The 22,776-nt window shown below is 70.6% G+C and carries 16 protein-coding genes; 7 read left to right on the forward strand and 9 right to left on the reverse strand.

Features of this window, described 5'->3' with window-relative positions:
- From VFO26_RS13060 to VFO26_RS13080, 5 genes are all read right to left on the reverse strand, one after another.
- Nucleotides 1-566: ABC transporter substrate-binding protein (locus VFO26_RS13060; protein ID WP_325115453.1), on the reverse strand; the 566-nt coding region annotated here is incomplete at its 3' end.
- Nucleotides 566-2,179 carry an ABC transporter substrate-binding protein gene (locus VFO26_RS13065; RefSeq protein WP_325115454.1) on the reverse strand — a complete coding sequence of 538 codons (1,614 nt, stop codon included), beginning with the start codon at nucleotides 2,177-2,179 and terminating at the stop codon, nucleotides 566-568. The genes VFO26_RS13060 and VFO26_RS13065, both read right to left, overlap by 1 nt.
- Nucleotides 2,176-3,789: an ABC transporter substrate-binding protein gene (locus tag VFO26_RS13070; RefSeq protein ID WP_325115455.1), complete on the reverse strand. Its 1,614-nt coding sequence runs from the start codon at nucleotides 3,787-3,789 to the stop codon at nucleotides 2,176-2,178. Before VFO26_RS13070 ends, VFO26_RS13065 begins: the two co-directional genes overlap by 4 nt.
- Entirely contained in the window at nucleotides 3,786-5,405 is a 1,620-nt protein-coding gene (locus tag VFO26_RS13075; protein WP_325115456.1) for an ABC transporter substrate-binding protein, read from the reverse strand. Before VFO26_RS13075 ends, VFO26_RS13070 begins: the two co-directional genes overlap by 4 nt.
- A 60-nt stretch (nucleotides 5,406-5,465) precedes the next feature.
- A complete protein-coding gene (locus VFO26_RS13080) occupies nucleotides 5,466-7,379 on the reverse strand; it encodes a protein kinase domain-containing protein (RefSeq protein WP_325115457.1) in 1,914 nt (637 codons plus the stop codon).
- Nucleotides 7,380-7,415: 36 nt separating this feature from the next.
- Between VFO26_RS13080 and VFO26_RS13085 the strand changes: the two genes are divergently transcribed.
- Nucleotides 7,416-8,213 carry a serine/threonine-protein kinase gene (locus VFO26_RS13085; RefSeq protein ID WP_325115458.1) on the forward strand — a complete coding sequence of 266 codons (798 nt, stop codon included), beginning with the start codon at nucleotides 7,416-7,418 and terminating at the stop codon, nucleotides 8,211-8,213.
- Here the strand turns inward: VFO26_RS13085 and VFO26_RS13090 are convergent.
- The 3 genes from VFO26_RS13090 to VFO26_RS13100 all read right to left on the reverse strand — a co-directional run bounded on the left by VFO26_RS13090 (nucleotide 8,190) and on the right by VFO26_RS13100 (nucleotide 13,320).
- On the reverse strand, nucleotides 8,190-10,694 hold the full coding sequence (locus VFO26_RS13090; protein ID WP_325115459.1) for an ATP-binding protein: 2,505 nt from the start codon (nucleotides 10,692-10,694) through the stop codon (nucleotides 8,190-8,192). The two genes, VFO26_RS13085 and VFO26_RS13090, sit on opposite strands and share 24 nt — an antisense overlap.
- Nucleotides 10,695-10,855: 161 nt before the next feature.
- Nucleotides 10,856-11,686, reverse strand: coding sequence for a sugar phosphate isomerase/epimerase family protein (locus tag VFO26_RS13095; RefSeq protein WP_325115460.1), 831 nt, complete (start codon nucleotides 11,684-11,686; stop codon nucleotides 10,856-10,858).
- On the reverse strand, nucleotides 11,683-13,320 hold the full coding sequence (locus VFO26_RS13100) for an NAD(P)/FAD-dependent oxidoreductase (RefSeq protein WP_325115462.1): 1,638 nt from the start codon (nucleotides 13,318-13,320) through the stop codon (nucleotides 11,683-11,685). Before VFO26_RS13100 ends, VFO26_RS13095 begins: the two co-directional genes overlap by 4 nt.
- A gap of 65 nt (nucleotides 13,321-13,385) precedes the next feature.
- Here VFO26_RS13100 and VFO26_RS13105 point away from each other — a divergent pair, with 65 nt between their 5' ends.
- From VFO26_RS13105 to VFO26_RS13120, 4 genes are all read left to right on the forward strand, one after another.
- Nucleotides 13,386-14,234, forward strand: a complete 849-nt coding sequence (locus tag VFO26_RS13105) for a xanthine dehydrogenase family protein subunit M (protein WP_325115463.1) — start codon at nucleotides 13,386-13,388, stop codon at nucleotides 14,232-14,234.
- A gap of 2 nt (nucleotides 14,235-14,236) precedes the next feature.
- Nucleotides 14,237-14,722 (forward strand): (2Fe-2S)-binding protein, encoded by a 486-nt coding sequence (locus tag VFO26_RS13110; protein ID WP_325115464.1) that lies wholly within the window; start codon nucleotides 14,237-14,239, stop codon nucleotides 14,720-14,722.
- Nucleotides 14,723-14,915: 193 nt separating this feature from the next.
- Nucleotides 14,916-17,372, forward strand: coding sequence for a xanthine dehydrogenase family protein molybdopterin-binding subunit (locus VFO26_RS13115; RefSeq protein WP_325115465.1), 2,457 nt, complete (start codon nucleotides 14,916-14,918; stop codon nucleotides 17,370-17,372).
- Complete coding sequence (locus VFO26_RS13120) at nucleotides 17,369-17,821, forward strand: CoxG family protein (RefSeq protein WP_325115466.1); 453 nt, start codon at nucleotides 17,369-17,371, stop codon at nucleotides 17,819-17,821. The genes VFO26_RS13115 and VFO26_RS13120 overlap by 4 nt, the downstream gene beginning before the upstream one ends.
- Here the strand turns inward: VFO26_RS13120 and VFO26_RS13125 are convergent.
- Entirely contained in the window at nucleotides 17,818-21,309 is a 3,492-nt protein-coding gene (locus tag VFO26_RS13125; protein WP_325115467.1) for a BTAD domain-containing putative transcriptional regulator, read from the reverse strand. The genes VFO26_RS13120 and VFO26_RS13125 overlap by 4 nt on opposite strands.
- Before the next feature lie 89 nt (nucleotides 21,310-21,398).
- Here VFO26_RS13125 and VFO26_RS13130 point away from each other — a divergent pair, with 89 nt between their 5' ends.
- Both VFO26_RS13130 and VFO26_RS13135 read left to right on the forward strand, forming a co-directional pair.
- A complete protein-coding gene (locus VFO26_RS13130) occupies nucleotides 21,399-21,848 on the forward strand; it encodes a hypothetical protein (RefSeq protein WP_325115469.1) in 450 nt (149 codons plus the stop codon).
- 310 nt (nucleotides 21,849-22,158) lie between these two features.
- Nucleotides 22,159-22,776, forward strand: a 618-nt coding sequence (locus VFO26_RS13135) for an LLM class flavin-dependent oxidoreductase (RefSeq protein WP_325115470.1), incomplete at its 3' end; no start/stop codon positions are given.

The following is a 22,776-nucleotide window of genomic DNA, read 5'->3' on the forward strand; positions in this document are numbered from 1 at the left end:
CAGAAGAACGGCATCGTCAGCCGGGCGGTGAAGTCGCCGAGCGGCCTCGTGAGCCGAACCTGGAGGCGATGGCGGCCGAGCACGCGGACGCCCGAGATCGACTTCGCCTTCCCGTCGATCACGGCGTCGGCGCCTGCGATCTCGTGCATGTACTTCGTCGCCGGCGATTGGAGTGTCGGTTGGGCGTTCCGATTGAAGGCGTCGGCGAAGCTCCGCGCCGTCACCGCCGCGCCGGTGTGGAAGCGGAACGTCCGCCTGAGATCGAACGTGTACGTGCGCCCGTCACGGGAGACGGTGAACGACCGAACGACCTCCGGAACCACGCGCAGACCGGCGGCGCCCGGCGCGTCCGGCTGGTTGAACAGCTTCGCGCAGGTGGCGTACTCGATCATCCAGTCGTCCGTCAGGTAGGCGAGCGCCGGGTCGACGCTCAGGTCGTCGGGCGACATGATCCGCAGCGTGCCGCCCTTCGGCGTCTCAGCTGCAGAGCTTGCGAGCGCCGATGCGCCGAGCAACGCCGTCCCGGCGGCGAGCATCGCGAACGCGAGTGAGAGCCGCAGCGCCATTACTTCTTGCACACCGCGGCGATGTCGAGGCCGTAGACGGGGTGGTCGAGGACGCAGCCGACGCTGCGCGAGACGAACGTCCGGCGCTGAGAGTGCACTGTCGGCGCCCAGGGTGGGTTGTCGCGCATCAGGTCGACGTCGAGGTCGGCCCACGCCTTCCGTCGGGCCTCGCCCGTGAGCCGGCTCGCTGCCTCGATTCGACGGAGAAAGCCCGGGTCGTCGAGGCGCACCGCGTTGTGCGAGCCGCCTGGGCCGAGCAGCGGGACGAAGAACGCCGCCGCGTCGGCGTAGTCACCCCCCCAGCCGAACTGGATCATGTCGAACGGCTCGCCCGGCGTGGCTGTCTTCGACAGCTGAGTGACTGTGTCGAAGTACTTGACCTCGACGTCGATCCCGATCTGCTTCAGGTTGAAGACGAGCACCTGGGCCATCGCGACCCTGGCCGGTCCGCTGCTGCTGGCGTAGAGGACGAGCGTGGTGGGCTTGAACCTCGCCCGCGCGAGCCATTTGCGCGCGGTCGCCGGATCGGCGCCCTCGAGCGGGTAGATGCTCGTCCTGCGGGCGATAGCGGGTGGCAGCATCTGGTCGGTGCGCTTGCCGGCGAGGTAGCCCCACGCGCGCGCCATCGCGGGCCGGTCGATCGCGTGGTTGATCGCCTTCTTGAGCGGGATCTGACCCGGCCCCCGGAACGCGCGCCGGTCGTGGTTGAACGCGACGAACTCCGTCGCCAGTCCGGGGCTGACGGAAAACCGTCCGCCCGGCCTGTTGATGCCGTACTTCTCGGCAACGCCTCGATACGCGGCGGGGAGGAGCGGGATGCAGGAGTCGATGCGATCCTCCTCGACCCCGGTCAGGCAGGATTCCGCCGGCTCGCCGAAGGTCCACATGATCTGGTCGACGTTGGCAGGGCGGCTGCCGCGGTAGTACGTATTGCGCTTCAGCACGAGCCGCTGGTTCACGATCCGCTCGGCGACGTAGTAAGGGCCCGAGCCAGGTGGGTTGTCGATTCCCTTCCCGTCGACAGGGGTGTTGGGCAGGATCGGGCAGAAGAACGGCATCGTCAGCCGTGCCGTGAAGTCGCCGATCGACCTGGTGAGGCGGACCTGCAGCCGGTAGCGGTCGAGCACGCGGATGCCGGAGATCGAGGCTGCCTTGCCGTCGATCACCGCCTGGGCGCCGACGATCTCGCGCATGTATGACGTGGCCGGTGATTCGAGCTTCGGTTGGGCGTTGCGGTCGAATGCGTCGGCGAAGCTCTGGGCGGTCACTCTGGCGCCGGTGTGGAAGCGGAACGTCTTCCTCAGGGTGAAGGTGTAGGTGCGGCCGTCCCTCGAGACGGTGTGCCGGTCGACGACCTCGGGCACGATCCTCGCCCCGGCTGTGCCGGCGGCGTCGGGGTAGTTGAAGAGCTTCGCGCACGTCGCGTATCCGATCTGCCACGAGTTCGGGAAGTACGCGAGCGCCGGGTCGACGAAGTCGACGTCCGCGAAGCTGCTCAGCCGGAGCGTGCCGCCCTTCGGCGTCTCCGCAGTGGAGCCCGCCGACGAGGACGCGACGAGCAACGCCGTTCCGGCAACGAGCATCACGAGCGAGAGCGAGAGCCGCCGCGTCATCGCTTCTTGCACACCGCGGCGAGGTCGAAGCCGTAGACGGGGTGGTCGACGACGCAACCGGTGCTCCGCGAGACGAACGTGCGGTTCTGCGTATGCACGAACGGCGCCCAGGGCGGGTTGTCGCGCATCAGTTCGACGTCGAAGTCCGCCCACGCCGTGCGGCGCCTTTCACCTGTGAGCCGGCTCAGTGACTTCATGCGACGCTCGAGGCGCGCGTCGTCGAGATTGACGCCGTTCCTCGCATCGGCCCGGCTCAGGAGCGGGATGAAGAATGCAGCCGCGTCGGCGTAGTCGGCCGACCAGCCGATCATGATCAGGTCGAATGGCTCGCTGCGCACCGACGCCTTCTCGGTCAACGACACCGTGTCGAAATACTTGATCTGGAGATCGATTCCGATCTGCCTCAGGTTGAAGGCGAGCACCTGCGCGATCGCGACGCCGGTCGGGTTGTTGTTCGCGTAGAGGACGAGCTCCCTCGGCTGCAGGGCGGCTCGCCGGAGCCACGTGCGCGCCGACGTCGGGTCCGCCCCGGCGTGGGGATAGATGCGTGCCGGGCGCGCCAGCGCGGGCGGAAGCATCTGGTCCGTGCGACGGCCCGCGAGATAGCCGAACGCACGAGCCATGTCGGGCCGGTCGATCGCGTAGTTGATCGCCTTCTTGAGCGGTATCTGACCGCGTCCTGCAAACGCCGGGCGAGCATGGTTGAAGGCGAAGAACCATGTCGTGAGGCTCGGCCTGACGAGGAACTGACCACGGTTGATCCCGTACCTCTCGGCGAGCGTCCGGTATGCGCCGGTCGGCACGCCGAACGTGCCGCAGAAGTCCATGCGGTCGCTCTCGGCGTCGGCGAGACACGACTCCCGCGTGTTGCCGATCGCCCAGACGACCCGGTCGATGTTGGCGGCGCGCTTGCCCCGGTAGTAGGGGTTGCGCTCGAGGACGATTCGCTGGTTGGCCACGCGCTCGGCGACGTAGTACGGCCCCGAGCCCGGCGGGCTGTCGGTGCCGGCCGGGTCGACCGGCGGCGAAGGCAGGACGGGGCAGAAGAACGGGAGGGTCAGCCGGGCGGTGAAGTCGCCGAGAGGGCGGGTCAGCCGAATCTGCAGCCGATACCGGCCGAGCACGCGCACGCCGGAGATCGAGTCCGCCTTGCCGTCGATCACTGCGGCCGCACCGACGATCTCGTGCATGTAGGCCGTCGCAGGTGATCCGAGCCTGGGTTGCGCCACCCGGTTCAGCGCGTCCGCGAAGCTCTGCGCGGTCACGCGGGCGCCCGTGTGAAAGCGGAACGTCCGCTTCAGAGCGAAGGTGTACGTGCGGCCGTCCTTCGAGACGGTGAAGCGGTCGACGACCTCGGGCTCGAGCCGCGTCCCTGCAGCGCCCCCGGCATCGGGGTAGTTGAAAAGCTTCGCGCAGGTCGCGTAGCCGACCGGCCACGACCACGACGCATATGCGAGCGCGGGGTCGACGAAATCGACGTCGGAGAACCTGCTCATCCGGAGGGTGCCGCCCTTCGGCGCTTCCCCGTCGGTTCGTGCTACGGCGGACGCGCCGAGCAGCGCCGTCCCGACGACGAGCAGCGCGAGCGTGAGTGAGAGCCGCCCCGTCATCGCTTCTTGCAGAGCGCCGTGATCTCGACGCGGAGAATCGGATGGGGGGTGAAGCAGCCGAGACTGGGGGAGAGGAGCGCGCGGCTGTTGATGTGCATGAACGGAGCCCAGGGTGGGTTGTCGCGCATCAGGTCGACGTCGAGGTCGGCCCAGGCCTTCCGTCGCGCCTCGCCGCTCAGACGGTCGACAGCGTCGATTCGGCGGTTCAAGCGCGGATCGTCGAGAGTGACGCCCGATGCGATGGCGCCTGGGCCGAACAGCGGCACGAAGAACGTCGTTGCATCGCCGTAGTCGACCGACCAGCCGAAGATCGCCAGGTCGAAGGGCTCGCCGGAGATCGCCAGCCGCGCGCCCAGGGCTTCGGGCGAGAAGTACTTCACCTCGAGGTCGATGCCGAGCTGCTTCAGGTTGAAGGCGACGATCTGGGCCTGAGCGACGAAATGCGGCAAGTTCCACGTGTAGAGGACGAGCGCGCTCGGCTTGAACCGCGCTTTCGCGTACCAGCGCCGCGCTGCCACGGGGTTTGCGCCGCCGAGGGGATAGATGCTTTCCGCCCGTGCGAGCGCGGGCGGCAGCATCTGGTCGGTGCGCTTGCCGGCGAGGTAGCCGAAGGTGCGTGCCAGTGCGGGTCGGTCGATCGCGAAGTTGATCGCCTTCTTGAGCGGAATCTGTCCCTGCCCGCGGAACGCCGGTCGGCTGTGGTTGAAGGCGTAGGACCAGGTGCCGAGCGACGGGCTGACGAAGAGCCGCCCGTCGGGGCGGTTGATTCCGTACCTGTCCGCCAGGCCGCGCCAGGCGTCCCGCGGAGCGCCAGGCTGGCCGCAGAGGTCCACCCGGTCTTCCTCGAGCGCGAGTAGGCAGGCCGCTACGGATTCGCCGGTCGTCAACACGATCTGGTCGACGTGTCTGGGCCGATCGCCGCGATAGAACGGGTTGCGCTTCAGCGTGATTCGCTGGTTCAAGACGTGCTCGGCGACGTAGTACGGGCCCGACCCGGATGGCCGTTCGATCGCGGCGAGAGGGGTGTCGGGCGGAACCGGACAGAAGAACGGCATCGTCAGCCGCGCGGTGAGGTCGCCGAGCGGCTTCGTGAGCGCGACCTGCAAGCGGTAGCGGTCGAGCACCCGTACACCGGTGATCGACTGCGCCTTGCCGTCGATCACGGCATCCGCGCCGACGATCTGGTGCATGTACGTGGTTGCCGGCGACGGCGGAGTCCGCAGCCTGGCGACGCGGTCGAGCGCGTCGGCGAAGCTCTGCGCGGTCACCCTCGCGCCGGTGTGGAAGCGAAACGTGTCCTTCAGGATGTAGGTGTAGGTGCGGCCGTCCCTCGAGACCGTGAACCGGTCGACGACCTCCGGCACGACGCGCCAGCCGCGTTCGCCCCCGACGTCTCTGTAGGCGAAGAGCCTCGCGCACGTCGCGTCCTGGATCAGCCATGAGTCCCCCAGGTAGCCGCGCGCCGGGTCGACGAAGTCGACGTTGGCCGCCGCGATGCGGAGCGTGCCACCTCTCGGCGCCTCGCCCGCCCGGGTCGCGCCCGCCCAGAAGAAGGCGGCGAGTAGCACCGCCCCGGCCACGAGCGTCGCCAGCGTCCCCCCTAGCCTTCCCGCCACCGCACCTCCTCGTGCGCGATGGTACGACCTTCGGCCCAAGAAATGAAGGGCGAAGCTTCGTCAGCCCTCTGGGAGCGGCGACCCGGGACTCGTCCACACGCGGCCGAACGCGACGAGGACGCCGCCGGACGACACGCCGAGCTCGATCGTCTCGGGAGAATCCTCGCCCGGCGCGAGGCGCGCGACCGATCCGTCCCCGCCGCTCACCACCCAGACCGTCCCGGACTCGTCCACTGCCACCGCGTTCGGCCCCGCTCCCACCTCGACCGAGTCCTCGACCGTGTTGCCCTCGGGGGGGATGCGCCAGAGCCGGGCGCGCGCGTTGGCCGTGAACCACGTGGCGTCCCGGCCGACCGCGATCGAGGTCGCGGTGGAGTCGGTCACGCCGGTCACGAAAGTGCTGTTGAGCTCGCTCCCCGTCGCGGGATCGATCTTGTTCACGCCGTTGATGCCGCCGAGCCAGATTGCTCCGCCGCCGACGGCGATCGAAAGGGAGGCTCCGTACCCCTCGGTCAGGCGCTTTGGCTTGCCGGTCGCGGGGTCGATCCGGGTCACCTCGCCGCCTCCGCGCTCGAGCGCCCACACCGCACCGTCACCCGTCGTGAGGACGACCGTCTGGCGCAGGACGGACAGAGAGCCGGTCTCGCTCTCCTCGATCGTGATCGAGCTCCTGACCTCTCCGAGCTCGGGCCCGATCTCGAGCACCGCCAGCCTGCGTCCCTGGTTGACCGCCACCCAGACCGAGCCCTCGCCCACAGTGAGCCCGATCGGGAGGCCGTCGGCCGGGATCCCGCGCGTCTCGGCGACCTCCAGCGTGTCCGAGTCGATGGTCGTGAGCGTGCGCGCCTTCGGGTCGAGCGCCCAGACGAAGCCCTCCCCCGCGGCGATCAGGGACGACTCGAAGCCGACGGGGATGTCCGCCACGAGCTCGCCGCTCGCCGTGTCGATGACGCCGACCGACAACGGCCGGATCCCCGACAGGCCGTCCGAGCCGCGAAGGAGTAGCACGACGGCGACCGCGGCGACCGCGATCACGGCCGCCGAGGCCGCGACCAGTGCGCGCAGCCGACCCCGAGGCAGCCGGAGGCGGCGCCTGCCGTGGCGACGCGCGGTGGCAAACCCCTCCTCCAACCCGAGCGTGGCTCGCGCCGAGGAGACGAGCTCTGCGCAGGTCTCGTACCGCTCCGCGGGCGCCTTCGCGAGGGCGCGCGCCATGACCGCGTCGATCTCGTCCCCGAGCTCCGGATGCGCGGGTCGAAGCGAGCCCGGCGGTTCGTGCACGTGGGCCCACAGCGTCGCCACCTCCGACTCACGGGCGAACGGGCGGACGCCCGCCAGGCACTCGTACAGCACGCAACCGAGGGAGTACACGTCGGCGCGTCCGTCGACTCGCTCGCCGCGGATCTGCTCCGGAGAGACGTATTCGATCGTTCCCACCAGCTCTCCCGTCCCGGTCAGGCCGGAGATCGAGGACGACTGCTTGGTGAGCCCGAAGTCGGTCAGGTAGCAGTGCTCGCGGCCGGAGCGGCCGGTGATCAGGACGTTGGCCGGCTTGACATCGCGGTGGATGAGCCCGCGCTCGTGTGCCGCGTCGAGCGCGTCACCGACCTGCTCGATCAGCCGCAACGCGCGAGCCGGGTCGAGCGGGGCCTCCCGGGCGATCAGCTCTCGGAGGTCGTAGCCCTCGACGTACCGCATCGCGAGGTACAGGCGGCCCTCGGCATCTCCTGCCGCATAGATCGGGACGATGTGCGGATGATCGAGTGACGCCGCGACCTGCGACTCGCGGAGGAACCGTTCGCGGAAGCGCTCGCTCTCGGCGAGCTCCGGCACCAGCAGCTTCAGCGCGACCTTGCGGCCGAGGCGGCTGTCCTCCGCGCGGTAGACCGCTCCCATCCCGCCTCGCCCGAGCAACTCCTCCAGCCGGAAGCCGGCGATCTCGCTCCCGGGGAGTGGATCCGACCCGACCGGCATCGGCCCCCCTTCCGCACTTCCCGTGAGAATAGGGCCGTGACCGGCGCATTGCGAGTCGGCGACTACACGCTCGAGCAGCAGCTCGGCAGGGGCGCGGTAGGGGTCGTCTACCGGGGGCGCTCGACGGACGGCCGAGTCGTCGCGATCAAGACGTTCGACCCATCACTCGCCCGGGACGACACGTTTCGGGCGCGTCTGGCGCACGAGGCCCGCGTCGCACGCGAGATCGTCGACCCGCACCTCGTGCGGATACTCGAACTGCGTGAGGACGCCGACAACCCCTGCCTCGTGCTCGAGTACCTCCCCGGAGGCTCGCTCGCGGAGAGGCTCGTCCGCGAACCGCTGCAACTGGAGGAGATGCTCGACGTGGTCGCGTCGATCGCGGCCGGGCTGGACGCGCTCCATCGTGGCGGCATCGTCCACCGCGACGTCAAGCCGTCGAACGTCATGTTCCGCGAGGACGGCTCGGCAGCGCTCACGGACTTCGGCCTCGCCAAGGGCGCGGCCTACACGGTCCTGACCCGGCCCGGTCAGGTGCTCGGGACACTCGACTACCTGGCGCCCGAGCTGATCCGCGGAGGGGAGGCAACACCCGCGTGCGACGTGTACGCACTCGGCTGCGTCGCGTTCGAGTGCCTCGCCGGAACGCCGCCCTTCGCCGACCGGAGCCTCTTCGGCGTCGGCGCAGCCCACCTCGAGGACGATCCTCCCGATCCGCCCGCGCCCCCTGAGGTCTCCTGGGCGCTGCTGCGCGCGCTCGAGAAGGATCCCGCGGCGCGCCCCGCGACGGCGACGATGTACGCGCATCTGTTACGTGCCGCGGGACGGCGCTAGCGCCAGTGCGACCGCGTCGTCGAGCGAGGACTGGCGACCGGTCTCGCATGCTCGCGCGAAGACCTCGTCCTCGGCCTCGCGAAGCGGGGCGGCGACCTCGTCCACGTCACCCGCCTGGACGAGGACGCCGGTTTCCTCGTTCTCTGCGATGAACGCGCCCCACAGGCCGCCCGCCCGTTCGATGTCGCCCTGCTCGAGAGCCGAGCGCGCCAGCAGGAGGAGCGACAGGAGCGCGATCCGCCGATCTCCGCTTGCCCACGCTTTCTCGAGCGCCGCGCGCGCAGCCGAGTCGGCGACGTCGTGCTGTCCGAGGCGCAATGCGACCTCCGCGATGCCGGCCCTCTGCCATGTCTCCCAGAGCGTGAACCCGCACGACGCCGCGACGACGGCTGAGGCCTCGTAGAGAGCGACAGCGCGGTCGAGATCCCCGTCGTTCTCCGCCAGCGATCCCAGCGCACTGAGACGCTGCGCCTCGAGCACGGGGAGATCCAGCCCCTCCGTCAGCGTCCCCGCGAGATCCAGGATCCTGACGGCCTCGTCCGCCTGGCCTCGTGAGCCCGCGTGGACGGCCAGGCGCGTGAGGATCTTCGCCTGGCCGCGAGCGTCGCCGAGCTCCCGGTAGATGGCGAGCGCCCGCTCGTAGCTCGGCTCTCCGGCGCTCTGGTCATGCTCGAGGAGGATCGTCGTCCCGCCGTGGATCGTCAGCAGAACCGCGCGAAGCGGTTTCGGGACGGCATCGCCGAGCCGTAGGAGCTCCTCCGCCCGCCGTTGTCCCTCTGCGAGCGCCTGTGTCGCCCACAAGAGTTCGAGAACCGCTACGAGCTCGGCGGCCAGCGCGGGCTCGGCACGGCTCGCCCAGTCGATCGCCGCACGCACGTCGTCGATCTCCGGATGGAGGAGGTCCGGGCGCGGCACCACGGGCTCGAGGTGACCACCGAGGTTGGCGGAGCGGGCGACGGAGAGCATGCGGGCTGCATGGCGGGTCCGCAGCTCGTCGAGCCGGCGCTCCCCGCGCTCCTGCAGCCGTGCCCTCGCGAACTCGCGAATCGTCTCGAGCATCCAGTAGCGGTCGGCGCCGCCGGGGTCGGTGCGCCGGCGGACGAGGCTCTTGTCGATGAGGGATGCGAGCGTGTCGAGGTCGGCGTCGCAGATCTCCTCGGCGGCCTCCAGCGTGCAGCCGCCGCGAAAAACGGCGAGGTCCGCGAAGAGCTCCTGCTCATGCGGGGTCAGGAGGTCGTACGACCACTCGATCGTGGCACGCAGCGTTGCGTGCCGGGGATCGGCGTCACGCGCGCCGGGGAGATCGAGGCGCGCCGAGAGCCGCTCGAGCAGCGACTCGGGTGCGAGCAGACGTGTGCGCGCGGCGGCCAGCTCGAGCGCGAGCGGAAGGCGGTCCAGGCGGTCGCAGAGCGCCGCCACGCCCAGGCTCCCCCCCTCGAACCGAGGGTCGACGGCACGGGCGCGCGCGACGAAGAAGGCGACGGCGTCGTCTGCGGTCAGCGGCGGCAGATCGAACCGTGTCTCGGGCGCCACCCCGAGCGCCTCGCGACTCGTCACGAGCAGGCGGAGCGAGGGCGAGGCGTCGACGAGAGCAGCCAGCGGGGCGGCCGCCGCGGGAAGGAGCTGCTCGAGGTTGTCCAGCAGGACGTGGGTGCGCTTGTCGCCGACACGCGCGGCGATGGCGGCCGGCTCGGAGCTCTCGGCCCCCAGGGCCGCCGCGACCGCGGGGAGGACGAGGGCGGCGTCGCGCAACGTCGCGACGGGGACGAACAGCGTGCCGCCGTCTGCGTCTTCCGCAAGAAGGCGCGCGAGCTCGAGAGCGAAGCGCGTCTTTCCGGTGCCGCCGGGGCCGAGGACGGTGAGAACGCGGGGATCCCGCTCGAGCACGACCGTCACAGCGTCGTGGAGCTCCTGCTCGCGACCGAGGAACGGCGTCGCGGGCGTCGGCAGCCTCACCGTGCCAGGGGTCCGGAGCGGCGGGAAGTCCCGGTCTCCGAGCTGCAGCAGGCGTGCCGGGCCGTCGAAGTCCTTGAGCCGGTGACGTCCGAGGTCAACGAGTGTCGCCTGCGCGTCGAGGAGCGCCGACGTCGCCTCCGTGAGGATTGCCTGGCCGCCGTGGGCGAGTGCCGCGACGCGCGCGCCCCGGTGCACGTCCACGCCGACGTAGCCCTCCGCCGTCACGGTCGGCGTCCCCGTATGGAGGCCCATGCGGACGCGGATCGGCCCGGGCTCCAGCGCTGCGAGCGCATCCAGCGCGGCGGCGGCCGCGCCCGGAGCAGTCGGGAAGGCGACGAAGAAGGCGTCGCCCTGCGTGTCCACCTCGACGCCGCCGTGCGCGGCAAAGGCCTCGCGCAACACGCGGCGATGCTCCGCCAGCGCCTCGGCGTACGTGTCCGGCCCGAGGGCGTGCAGCAGCCGTGTCGACCCCTCGATGTCCGTGAAGAGGAACGTCACCGTGCCGGTCGGGAGCTCCGCGCACATCGGGCTTGTGATTCAACACAAGCGCATCTCTCTGTGCGACTGGCCGGCGGCGCGACCGGCCGTCGAGCGCCTCGGGCCCCGAGGCGCCCGGGCTCGCTCGCGCACAGGTGCACGTCACGGGCGAGCGCGGCTTGCGCGCGCGAGGAACGGGGGTGCCCGGGTCAGACGGTGGAGCCGGCAGAGGCCAGCGCAGCGACCGCGGTGTGCGCACGGCGGGCCGCCTCACCGGCCGGAAGCGACCAGAACGCCTCCGGCGTCGAGAAGATCTCGACGTCGAGCGTGCCGTCCCAGCCCGCTTTCCGGAGCGCCGCCACGAGCTCGGCGGAGCGCCCCCCGCCCTCGCCGGGGAGCACGCGCAGGCCGGGAACCTCCTCGGGCGGCACATCGGCGACGTGCAGCCCCGTGAATCGCCCCATAGCGGCGACGACCTCCGGCGTGCCCTCACGCGCGAGGTTGAAGGTATCGGCCATGATCCCGACCTCGTCGAGCCCGGCCTCGTCGAGCAGCGCGAGCGCGTCCGCGAGGGAGCAGACGAAGGCCGTCGACTCGCGCTGCGCGGGGTGGATCGGCTCCAGGCCGAGCCGCACGCCGGCGTCCCGGGCCACGGCGGCTGCACGGCGTAGCCCGTCGAGCACGACGCGTCGCGCTCCCTCGAGGGACAGCGAGCCGAGCGGGCCGCTCAGGACGAGGACGCTCTCGGGCTCGTACGTCGCGAGGCGCTCGATCGACGCGCAGATCGCCTGGGTGCGCTCCTCCGGAGCGGCAGGCCCTTCCAGGCCGGGGATCCCGAGCTGGAGGAAGGAAGGAACGGCTGGGACGCAGTTCGCGACCCCAAGGCCGTGCTCACGCAGGAGCGCGCGGTTCGCGTCGTCGTCGTCGGGCAGCTTCATCTCCCAGAGGCCGATCGCGTCGAATCCCGCCGCCGCGTACGCCCGGACGTCCTCGGCGAACGACGCGTTCAGCGTGGAGATCGCCGAGAGGGACAGCTTCACGAGCGTCCTGGAAGCTTTGCAAGGAGCCTCCTCGGCAGCGGCGGCTTCGTGAGCTCTTTCGCGACCAGGTAGCCGGAGCCCGCTCCGAGACCCGGGCCGGGGTGCGTGCTCGCCCCGACGTGCCACAGGCCCTCGACCGTCGTACGGTGACCCGGCGAGGCCGCGAACGGCCTCCAGATGAGGTTCTGGTCGAGCGCACAGCTGCCCGCGTAGATGTCCCCGCCGACCAGGTTCGGGTTGAGCGCCTCGAGGTCGGCCGGGGAGAGGACGACCCGCCTCAGGGTGGCCGACGAAAGGTTTTCGATCGACTCGCCGAGCCGCGCGACGATCCGATCGGCATACGCCTCGCGCAGCGTCTCCGTCCAGCCGCCGTCGCCGACGTCGAGCTCCCCGGCGGCATCGCCTTTCACGCGGCCGGCCGGAAGCTCCTGGAGCTGGATCCAGACGATCCACTTCCCCTCGGGAGCGCGCGAGGGATCGACGGCGCAGGGCTGGCCGGCGACGATGGTTGCCTCGGCGGGGAGCAAGCCTCGCTCCGCCTCGTTCACCGCCCGGGAGACGCCGTCGAGCCCCGGCGTGACGTGCACGATCGCCGTCCGACCGAGGCGCTCCGCGTCGGCGCCCTTCCAGCGCGGAGGCTCGTCCAGCGCGAGGTGGATCTGCATCCCGGCTCGCCCGAAGCGGTAGCGGGCCGCCGCGTCGGTGACGTCCACGGGCACGTCGCCCGCCCGCAGGAGGCTGCCGTACAGCTGGGTGGGCGTGACGCCCGCGACCACCGCCCTCGTCGCGTCGACTCGCTCGCCGCCCGAGAGCACGACCCCGGTCGCGCGGCCGTCCGAGACGACGATCGACTCCACCTGGGCGTCGGTCCTGAGCTCCCCGCCCGCATCTCGGACGATCCCGGAGAGCGCCTCGACCAGCCGGACGCCTCCGCCGACCGGCACCGGCATGCCGCCGAGCTGGACCGCGCAGGCGATCACCTGTGTCATGAACCCCGAGACCGCGTTCTCCGGGCCGAGCCCGGTGTGGAGCACCCATGGTGCAAGCAGGCCGTGCGCCTGCTCCGACCGGAACGTTCCCGTCGTCCAGTCGCGGCACGTCGCCAGGGCGTGCCCGGCGAAGTCGAGCAACCCGCGTCGGCCGAAGCGGCGCAGCATCCTCTGCCCGAGCCCGAGCCCGGCGGGCGACCAGAGCTCGGTTCCCAGCACGCCGAAGGAGACGTCGGCATTGGCCATGAACCCCTCGAACTGCCGTTGCCAGGCCCCACCGTCGCCGGGGGCGAAGCGGTCGAACTCGGCGACGTTCGCCTCCATCGTCGTCTGGAGGAACATCGCCGACGCGTCGGGGAAGGCGGTGGCGGTAGGGAGGTCGGTGTTCACGTACTCGAGCCCGCGCCGGTGTAGATCGTCGCCGAGCTCCGCGTAGGCCGCCGAGCCCATGAAGAGTGGGTGCCACGAGCTCATCACCTCGTGGGTGAAGCCGGGGAGCGTGTAGCCCGACTCCGTCCGGATAGCCCCGCCGAGCCGGTCGGAGCGCTCCAGCACGCACACGCTCCAGCCGTCCCGGGCGAGCAGGGCACCGGCGGTGAGCGTGTTGATCCCCGACCCGACGAGAACAGCGTCGAACCCGGCCACGCGGCGAGGCTACCACGGTCCCGATCCTTGACATGTCAGCGCGTCGCTTGTGAAAGAATCGGCCCATGCTGCTGCGAGAGGTCTCGTACGCGCGTCCGGCCACCGTCGAGGAGGCCGTCTCCCTCCTTTCCGAGCACGACGGGGCACGTGCCCTGGCGGGGGGCCAGACGCTCGTGAACGTGATGAAGCAGCGGGCCGCCTCGCCCGACGTGCTCGTCGACCTCGGGAAGCTCGACGAGCTCCGCACGATCTCCGTCTCCGGCACGACACTCGAGATCGGTGCGATGGCCACGCTCGCGTCGATCATCGGCTCGTCCGAGGTCGAGGTCAGCCGGCCGATCGTGGCGGAGGTCGCCGCGACCGTCGCCGATGTGCAGGTGAGGAACCGAGGCACGCTCGGCGGGAACATCTGCGTCAACGACCCGACGAACCACTTCCCGCCTCTGCTCGTCGCCCTCGGCGCCTCGATGACGATCCGCAACGCGGGCGGGGAGCGCACCGTCGGAGCGGACGAGTTCTTCGTCGGCGTGTTCGAGACGGCCGTCGGTGAAGGCGACCTCCTGACGCGGATCAGCATCCCGGCGGCGGTCAAGGGCACCGGGGACGGGATGGCCGGGGTGACGCTCGGAGCGCACGGGACCTACGTCGCGAACGCGGCCGCCTCCGTCGCCGACGGCGCCTGGCGCATCGCGCTCGGGTGTGTGGCCGCGGTCCCCGTCCGCGGGACGGCGGTCGAGGAGAAGCTCTCAGGGGTCGACGTCGACGATGCCTCCGCCCGCGCCGCGGTCGAGGGGCTCGGCGCCACGCTCGACCCGCCGTCCGACGTCCACGCGTCGGTCGAGTATCGGCGCAGCCTCGCCGAGACGTCGACTGTCCGCGCCGTACTCGAAGCAGCGCAGCGAGCGAGGGGGTAACCGTGTCGGTGACACCGACTTCGAGCCAGGTCGTGACCGTGACGGTGAACGGACACACGTACGAGCACGAGGTCCCCGCCCGGCGACTCCTCGTTCACTTCCTGCGCGACGACCTCTCCCTGACCGGGACGCACATCGGCTGCGACACGGGCAGCTGCGGCGCCTGCACGGTGCACCTCGACGGCGTCGCCGTCAAGAGCTGTGCGGTGCTCGCGGTACAGGCCGACGGCGCACAGGTCACGACCGTCGAGGGCCTCGCGGGTGAGGAGCTGACGCCGCTCCAGAAGTCGTTCTCGGAGCACCACGCCCTCCAGTGCGGGTACTGCACGCCTGGGATGCTGATGAGCGCGACCGCGCTCCTGGCCGACAACCCGAGCCCGACGGAGGAGGAGGTCAAGGTCGGCCTGCAGGGCAACATCTGCCGCTGCACCGGCTACTGGAACATCGTCGAGGCCGTTGTCGCGGCCGGCAAGGGGGGTTCCGCGTGATCCGTGCGCTCCGCGTCGCGGCCGAAGCGGGATTCACTCCCCCGCAGGCCGGCGAGGGCTCGTCCCGGGAGGCCACGAGAAGGAGGGGGCTCGTGGGGGAACCATGGGTTCCCCCACGTCCGAACATCTGCCGCTGCACCGGCTACTGGAACATCGTCGAGGCCGTTGTCGCCGTAGGGAAGGGGGGTGGCGCATGACCGCGGTCGAGACCGAGGGCACGACCACCCTGCGGAAGGGCTTCGTCGGGCAGAACGTGCCGCGCAGGGAGGACCGGCGGCTCGTCGAGGGCCAGGGCCTGTTCTTCGACGACGTCAAGCGCCACGGGATGGGGTACGTCCACTTCGTGCGCTCGCCGTACGCCCATGCGCGCATCCAGTCGATCGACGTCAGCGCCGCGCTCGAGCTCCCCGGTGTGTACGGGACGCTCACCGGCGACGAGGTCGCGATTCTCACCGACCCGTTCTTCCAGATCGCCGCCGAGCCGGGTGGGAGCGTCAAGGACTACGCGCTCGCGGTGGGCAAGGTGCGCTACGTCGGCGAGCCGGTGGCCGCGGTCGTCGCGGAGACGCGCGAGCTCGCGCGCGACGCGTCCGAGCTCGTGATGGTCGACTACGACCCGCTCGACGTCGTCGTCGACGCGCGCAAGGCGATGGAGGACGGGGCGCCGGTGCTGCACGAGGAGTGCGGCGGGAACGTGTCGTACAGCGGCGTCTGGGAGTGGGGCGACGTCGACGCGGCATTCGCCGAGGCCGACCACGTCGTGAAGATCTCGGAGCTCCACTTCGACCGGTTCAACTCGACGCCGCTGGAGCTCGACGGCGCGCTCGTCGAGTACAACCGCGGCGTCGGCCAGTGGACCATCACGACGAACAACCAGTTCCCCGGGTTCGCGGTGATCATGATGGCCCCCGCGATGCGGGTCGGGACGGACAAGCTCCGCATGGTCACGCAGGACATCGGCGGCGGCTTCGGCAACAAGATCACGTCGCATCCGCAGCTCGTCGCGCTCTGCCTCCTGGCCCGCAAGCTCAACCGGCCGGTGCAGTGGACCGAGGCGCGGACCGACTTCCACCAGTCGATGTCGCACGGGAACGAGCGCTGGTTCCTGGACACCGAGGTGGCGGTGAAGGCGGACGGGACGATGACGGCGTTCCGGACGAGGGCGCTCGACGACGCGGGGGCATACCTCCGCTACGAGCCGCTCGGGGGCGTGATCTGGTCGCAGGTCGCTCCCGGGATGTACGGCTGGCGCAACCTGCGCGTCGACTTCACGCAGGTGATGACGAACAAGGCGCCGGTGTCGCCGAACCGTGGGTACTCGCGCATGCAGCACCTCTGGTTCACGGAGCGGATCGTCGACATCGTCGCGCAGGAGCTCGGCTTCGACCGCGTGGAGCTGCGAAAGCGCAACTACGTCCAGCCGGAGCAGATGCCCTACGAGACGCCCAACGGCTGCGTCTACGACTCCGGCGACTACCCGAGGTCGCTCGACATGGTGCTGGACCTGATCGGCTACGACACGATCGAGGAGCGCCGCCGGGAGGCTGCCTCCCGCGGGAAGCTGCTCGGCTTCGGGATCGGCTCGACCCTCGACTCGGGGACGAACAACTTCGGCCAGTCGCAGCTCCTGAACCCCGAGCTGCAGTTCTCGGGCAACAACGAGGTCGCGACGGTCAAGCTCGACATCTTCGGCGAGGTGGTGGTGACCCTCGGGACGACCCCGCAAGGCCAGAGCCACGAGACGACGGCCGCGCAGGTCGTCGCGGACATCCTCGGCTGCGACGTCGACATCGTGCACGTACGCGCGGGCCACGACAGCTACTGGAACTCGCACGCCGGCTTCTCCGGCACGTATGCGAGCCAGTTCGCGGTCACGGGCCTCGGCGCGGTGAAGGGCGCGACGGAGGATCTCGCGAACCAGATGAAGACCCTCGCCTCGATGGTCTTCCAGTGCCCGGTGGAGGCGATCGAGCTGGCAGACGGCTTCGCACGCATCGCCGACAACACCGACGCGGCCCTGCCGTTCATGGCCCTCGGAGCAATCCCGAACGCGAACAACGCCGGCTTCCCGACCGACCCGCCGCCGATGAACGCCCGCTTCGTCTACCGGCCGCCGTTCGACGTCCCCGACAAGGAGCGGAAGTTCGGGAAGCTGACGCTGACGTACGCGATGCAGATCCACGCCTGCGTGATCGAGGTCGATCCCGAGACGGGTGTCTACGAGATCGTCGACTACGCGGCGGTGGACGACTGCGGCATCCGCGTCAACCCGCGCATCGTCGAGGGCCAGGTGATGGGCGCGACCGCGCACGCGATCGGCGCCGCGATGTTCGAGGTCTTCGCCTACGACGAGGAGGGCAATCTCCTCACGCCGAACTTCTACGACTACCACGTCCCGCACACGCTCGACATGCCGCCCCTGAAGACGGGGGCGGTCGAGTCGCCGTCTCCGTTCACACCGCTCGGCACGAAGGGGATGGGCGAGGGCGGCGGCGGAGGCATCCACTGCATCGGCGCGGCGCTGCAGGACGCCCTGCGTGGATCGGGCGCCGCGCTCGTGACGTCGAGCCACAACCCGTACCACCGCGTCTGGGAGATGCTCCGCCATCCCGAGCGGTTCCGCGAGAAGGTGGAGGTGAGCAGCACGTGAAGATCGAGGGCACCAAGGAGTTCGACGCGCCGCGCGCGGTCGTGTGGAGCGTCATCAACGACCCGGCGAAGATGGCGAAGACGATGCCGGGCGTGGAGAGCTTCGAGATCGCCGACGACACGCACTGGAGCGCCAAGGTCAAGGTGCCGCTCGGCCTCGGCGGCCTCAAGATGTCCATGCAGTTCACGAAGCTCGAGGAGCGTCCGCTCGAGTTCGCCTCGCTGAACGCGAAGGGCACCGGCGTCGGCGCGCTGATGAACATGACGACGTCCTTCACGCTGAGCGGCGAGGGCGACCAGACGCACATGGACTGGGAGGCGGACGTGAAGATCGCCGGCCCGGTGGGCTCGATGGGCCAGCGCGTGCTCCAGCCGATCATCAACCAGCAGGTCGGGAACGTCCTCTCGGCGCTCGACGCGCAGGTGCAGGAGGCGAAGACGGGCGCCTAGTCCGAGGGTGTCGCCAGACTGCTCTCGAGAGCGGTCATCCCGAGCTCGCGTACCGTCGCGAGCGCCTCGCCGCGCAGCGTACGGGCGCGCACTTCGTCGCCGAGCTCGACGAGGATCTGCGCCAGGTCGACGCGAGCGTATGCCGCCCAGGGCTTCGCTCCCGTCTGCTCGTTGAGCTCGATCGCGGCGTCGAGGCGTGCGACCGCCTCGTCCTGTCGTCCCAACATCGCCGCGAGAAGGCCGAGCGCCCGGTCGACTGCCCCGGCCGAGCCCTCGTACACGTCGGCCGCGATCCGGCCGGTGTAAGGCACCTGAGCGTCATAGAGCGCGACCGCCCTCGGGCGATCGCCGAGCGCTCTGCAGACGTCCGTGAGGAAGCTTGCGGCCAGAAGCCACTCCTGATCGCGCGGGACGACCTCGAAGTCGTTCGGTGCGAGCTCCTCGAACAGTCGCCGACCTTCGGCTTGCCGGCCGATCTCGATCGCGAGACGCGCGAGAGCGCAGCGGAAGACCGGTCTGGCGGGCACTTCACGTGCTGCGCGCAGCAGTAGCTCGTGCGCCTCGTTCGGCCGGCCCTGCTCACGGCGGAGCTCGTACAGCTGGATCGCGTATCCGACTTCCGCCATCGTCTCCTGCGACCCCCGACCGAGGGAGAGCGCGTACGGGATGAGCTCCTCCGCCTCCGCATAGCGACCCTCGTGGAGTGCGAGCATGGCGCGCATCGCCGTCGCGACCCATAGTTGCGACGGCTGGCGAAGCTCCTCGGCGAGCGCGGACATCGCCGCGACCCGTTCTCGGACGGCGTCGAGACGAGCGAGCTCGAAGTAGACGAGTGTCTCGGTCAGGTTCACGTCGAACTGAGCCTCCTTGTCGTGCACGAGTGCAGCGACATGGGCGAGCTCCGCGGCGATGTCGAGTCGACGCTGATAGTCCGGCGATGCCTGGTACGCAGCCCCCAGGCCGTGGAACGCGTACGCGAGCGCGGACTGGTCGCCGGTCTCTCGCGCGATCGAGACTGCCAGCTCGCCGATCGCCTGTCGGTTGGACGGGTCGCGCTCGTCCCGCAGAGCCCCCGCCAGTCGCGCGAGGAGGCGTGCGCGGGCCGGCGTGACCACGTCCCCGAGCCTTTCCAGGGCCTCCTCGAGCAGGTACACGACGACCCGGTCGGTGCCGGCGCGAGCCCAGACGATTCTCCCGCCGTAGCCGATCGCCGCACGCGCGAACGACTCTGCATCGCCAAGTGACCGAGCCAGCGCCGCGGCGCGCAGGAACGCATCCTTGGCGCCGGCCATGTCGCCCGCTCTCGACAGCGCGTCCCCGAGTGCAAGGTGCAGCGCGCATTCGAGCGTGTCGTCGGCTGTGGGGTCGAGCGTGAGCGCCGACAGCGCGAGCTCGTAGAGTCGCGCCGCCTCCTCGTGGGCCAGCAGTTGAGACGCCTGATCGCCGGCTCTCCGTGCGAGCTCGACCGCCTTCAGGGCATCTCCCGCCGGGGCCGCGAGGACGAAGTGGTGCGCGAGCTCGGTGAGGTGGGGCTCCTGGTTGAGTGCATAGAGGCTCTCGAGCGCCTCGCCGGCGCTGCGATGCAGCTCGATCCGGCGTGCTTTCGTGAGGCCGTCGTACAGCGTGTCCCGGATCAGCGCGTGCGCGAAGCGCAGACGCCCGGGAGCTCCGGGCACGTCGGTGACAACCCGCGAGGAGACGGCCGGGTCGAGCAGGTCGAGCAGCTCGGCGACCGGGCGGTCGCTGAGCCGCTCGAGGGCGTCGAGGCCGAACTCGCGTCCTAGCACCGAGGCGAACGTCAGGACGTCGATGCACTCGTGTGACACGTGGCGGAGCCGGCGTCCGATGACCTCGCGGACGCCACGCGGGACACCCATGCGCCAGGAGGAGTGGACAGGCCGATCGAGCTGGCCCTCGGCTGCCAGGAGACGGACGACCTCTCCCACGAACAGCGGATTTCCCTCTGTCTCGTGGACGATCGCATCCACCACCGACGTCGGCGGATCAACGGCCGCCGTGGACCGCACGAACGCTGCCACGTCGGCCTCGGCGAGACCTCCCAGCTCGATACGGACGGTTGCGGCCCGTGCGAGCTCCGCGAGCCTGACGTCCCCCTGCGCGGCCAGATCCGGATCGGGATCCCGGTAGATCGCGAGCAGCGTCACCCGAGCGTCGGCGATTCCGGAGGCGACGAACTGGAGCATGAGCAGAGACGGCTCGTCGGCGACGTGAAGGTCGTCGAGGACGAGCACGAGCGGGCTCGCTTCGGACGCGTTCCGGAGGAACGTCGCGACGGCATCGAAGAGGCGGAAGCGAGCGCCCTCCGACTCCAGATCGTGAAGCTCCGGCACGTCCGGGAAAAGCTCCCGCAGATCCGGCAGGAGGTGAGCGAGGTCGGACGTGCCTGCCCCCAGCTGGCGACGCAGCGTCTCCGGATCCTGGTCGCGGACGTACGACCGCAGCGCCTGCACCCAGGGCCAGTACGCTGGTGCGCCACCCGCCTCCCAGCAGCGACCCCAGAGCACGGTCGTGCCACGCGCCTGCGCGTGGGCCGCGAGCTCGTCCGCGAGCCTGCTCTTGCCGATCCCGGGCTCGCCGGTCAGGAGCACAAGCCGGCCCGTTCCGGATCGCGCGTCGTCGAACGCCCCCAGGACGTCTGCGAGCTCGCGCTCCCGGCCGACGAACACGCCTGCTGCCCGCCTGCCCGGATGTTCGCTGCGATCGGGTGCCTCGATGCTCGCGGGGGCGTCGAGCCGCCGGTCCTGGCTGAGGATCGCCCGTTCGAGCTCCTGCAGGGCCCTGCCAGGCTCGATGCCGAGCTCGTCGAGCAGGCTGCGCCGAGCGTCCTGATACGCAGCCAACGCGTCAGCCTGCCGGCCGGACCGATAGAGCGCCAGCATCAGCTGACCGCGGAGGCGCTCGCGGCCCGTGTGCTCGGCGACCAGGCGTTCGAGGTCGCCGATGACCTCTGCGTGGCGCCCGCGCTCGAGATCGGTCTCCAGCCGCTCCTCGAGACACTCGAGACGAAGCTCGTCGAGTCGTGCGATCTCGTCCTGCGCGAATCCGTCGTACGCCACGTCGGCGAGCGGCCGGCCGCGCCAGAGGCCGAGCGCCGAGGCGAAGGACGTCGCAGCCGCGTCGTGATCACCCGCGCCACGGGCTTTCCGTCCCTCGGCAACGAGCCTCGCGGCCCGATCGGCGTCGAGCTCGTCGGGCGCCACCTCGAGCACGTAGCCGCCCGGACGGGTATGGAGGCGATCTTCCGGACGGAGTGCGCCCCTCAGGCGCGACACGTGGGCCTGGAGTGACTTGGCCGCCGTAGGCGGCGGCCGACCGTCGTACAGCTCCTCGATCAGGCGGTCGGCGGACACCACCTCGTTTCGACGGAGCAGGAGGATCGTGAGGAGCGCGCGCTGCCGCGCGCCGCCGAGCTCGACCGAGCGTCCGCCTTCGTCGACCTCGAGGGGCCCCAGGATCCGAAAGTCCATCGCCGCGCCGCAACTGGTTGTAACCGTCGCACAGCCGTGCTGCAACCTCTCGGAGCGACCCTCGTCGCAGTCGACCGCACGAGGCGGTCGTGACGAGGGAGGCAGAGATGTACGGCAATCGGATCCTGCGGAGCGTGGGGCTCGGAATCGCCGCCGCAGTCTTGGTGGGTGGCGCGCAGGCAGCGGAACGGCCCGACGACCGCGCGGGAATGATCGGCGTCGGTGCCGCGCAGGTCGTCGAGGCAGCGCCCGATGCCTTCGAGCGTGCCGTGCTCAGGCGTGCGTCGACGGCGCCGCCCGACGCTTTCGAACGGGCGGTCCTCCGTCAGGCGACGGTCGCGGTTCGACCGGACGATCGCGCCGGCGCTCGGGGCCCGGGCGCTGTCGCGCCGACGCCCTCCCAGAGCGCCAACGCGACCGAGCCGGGCTTCGGTTGGAGCAATGCGTTCCTCGGAGCAGCAGGGATCCTCGGCGTGCTTCTGCTTGGCGCCGTCGTGACGCTGATGATCCGCCAGCGCGGTCGCGTCGTGCTTCCCTGAAGCCTCCCCGGCGGAGCTCGAACGCGGCGCCACGCGCGCCGCGTTCGTGCTCTCGAATGCCCGACCGCGGCTCGAATCCGCGCCGAGCCTCCTCTCGGATCGGCGCTGGGGCTCGGGCGCGCAGCGACGCCGTGCGCGGGACGGCATCGACGAGCCCGGGCGGGTCGTGGCGCCCTAGACGCCGCGAGACTGGCTCTCGGCGACGAATGCCGCCTCTGCCCGATCATCGGGTCTCGCGAGGGCCCTTCTCCCGAAACGAGACCTCTGCGGCGCCTGACGGGACGCGCGACACGGTGTTAGTGTCCGTGACATGTCAGATGTCCCGTTCCGGATCGGCGTCATGCAGCTCACGATGGAGCCGCTCGACGAGATGCTCGCGTCGGCGCGCGTGATGGACGAGGCCGGAATGGACACGATCTGGCTCGCCGAGGCGTACCCGTGGTGGCGGAAGCACCAGATGGAGGCGCGCTCCTCGACCGTCGTCTCCGCGCTGATGGCGCGCGAGACGACGGGGCTGACGATCGGCTGGGGGATCATCTCGCCCTGGACGCGCCACCCCGTCCAGGTCGCGATGGACGCACGGGTCGTGCAGGAGGCGGCCGGCCCCGATCGGTTCCTGCTCGGCTTCGGGACGTCGAAGATCTTCCTCAACAACATCAAGGGACAGACGAGGAAGACCCTCGGGCCGATGCGTGACGCCGTCGAGATCGTCCGCGGGGTGCTGTCGGGTCGGGCGTTCGAGTACGACGGCGACACGTGGAGCGCCGCCGTTCCTGCGCTCTCCGACGAGGCGCACACCCCGCGCGGCGTACCGCCCGTCTACGTCGCCGCCACCGCACCCAAGATGCAGGCGCTGGCCGGCGAGATCGCGGACGGCTGCCTGACGCCGTCGATCACGACGCCCGCGTTCGTGCGGTACACGTGCGAC

The organism is Gaiella sp. (assembly GCF_035710885.1).
In the GTDB taxonomy this organism is placed as follows: domain Bacteria; phylum Actinomycetota; class Thermoleophilia; order Gaiellales; family Gaiellaceae; genus Gaiella.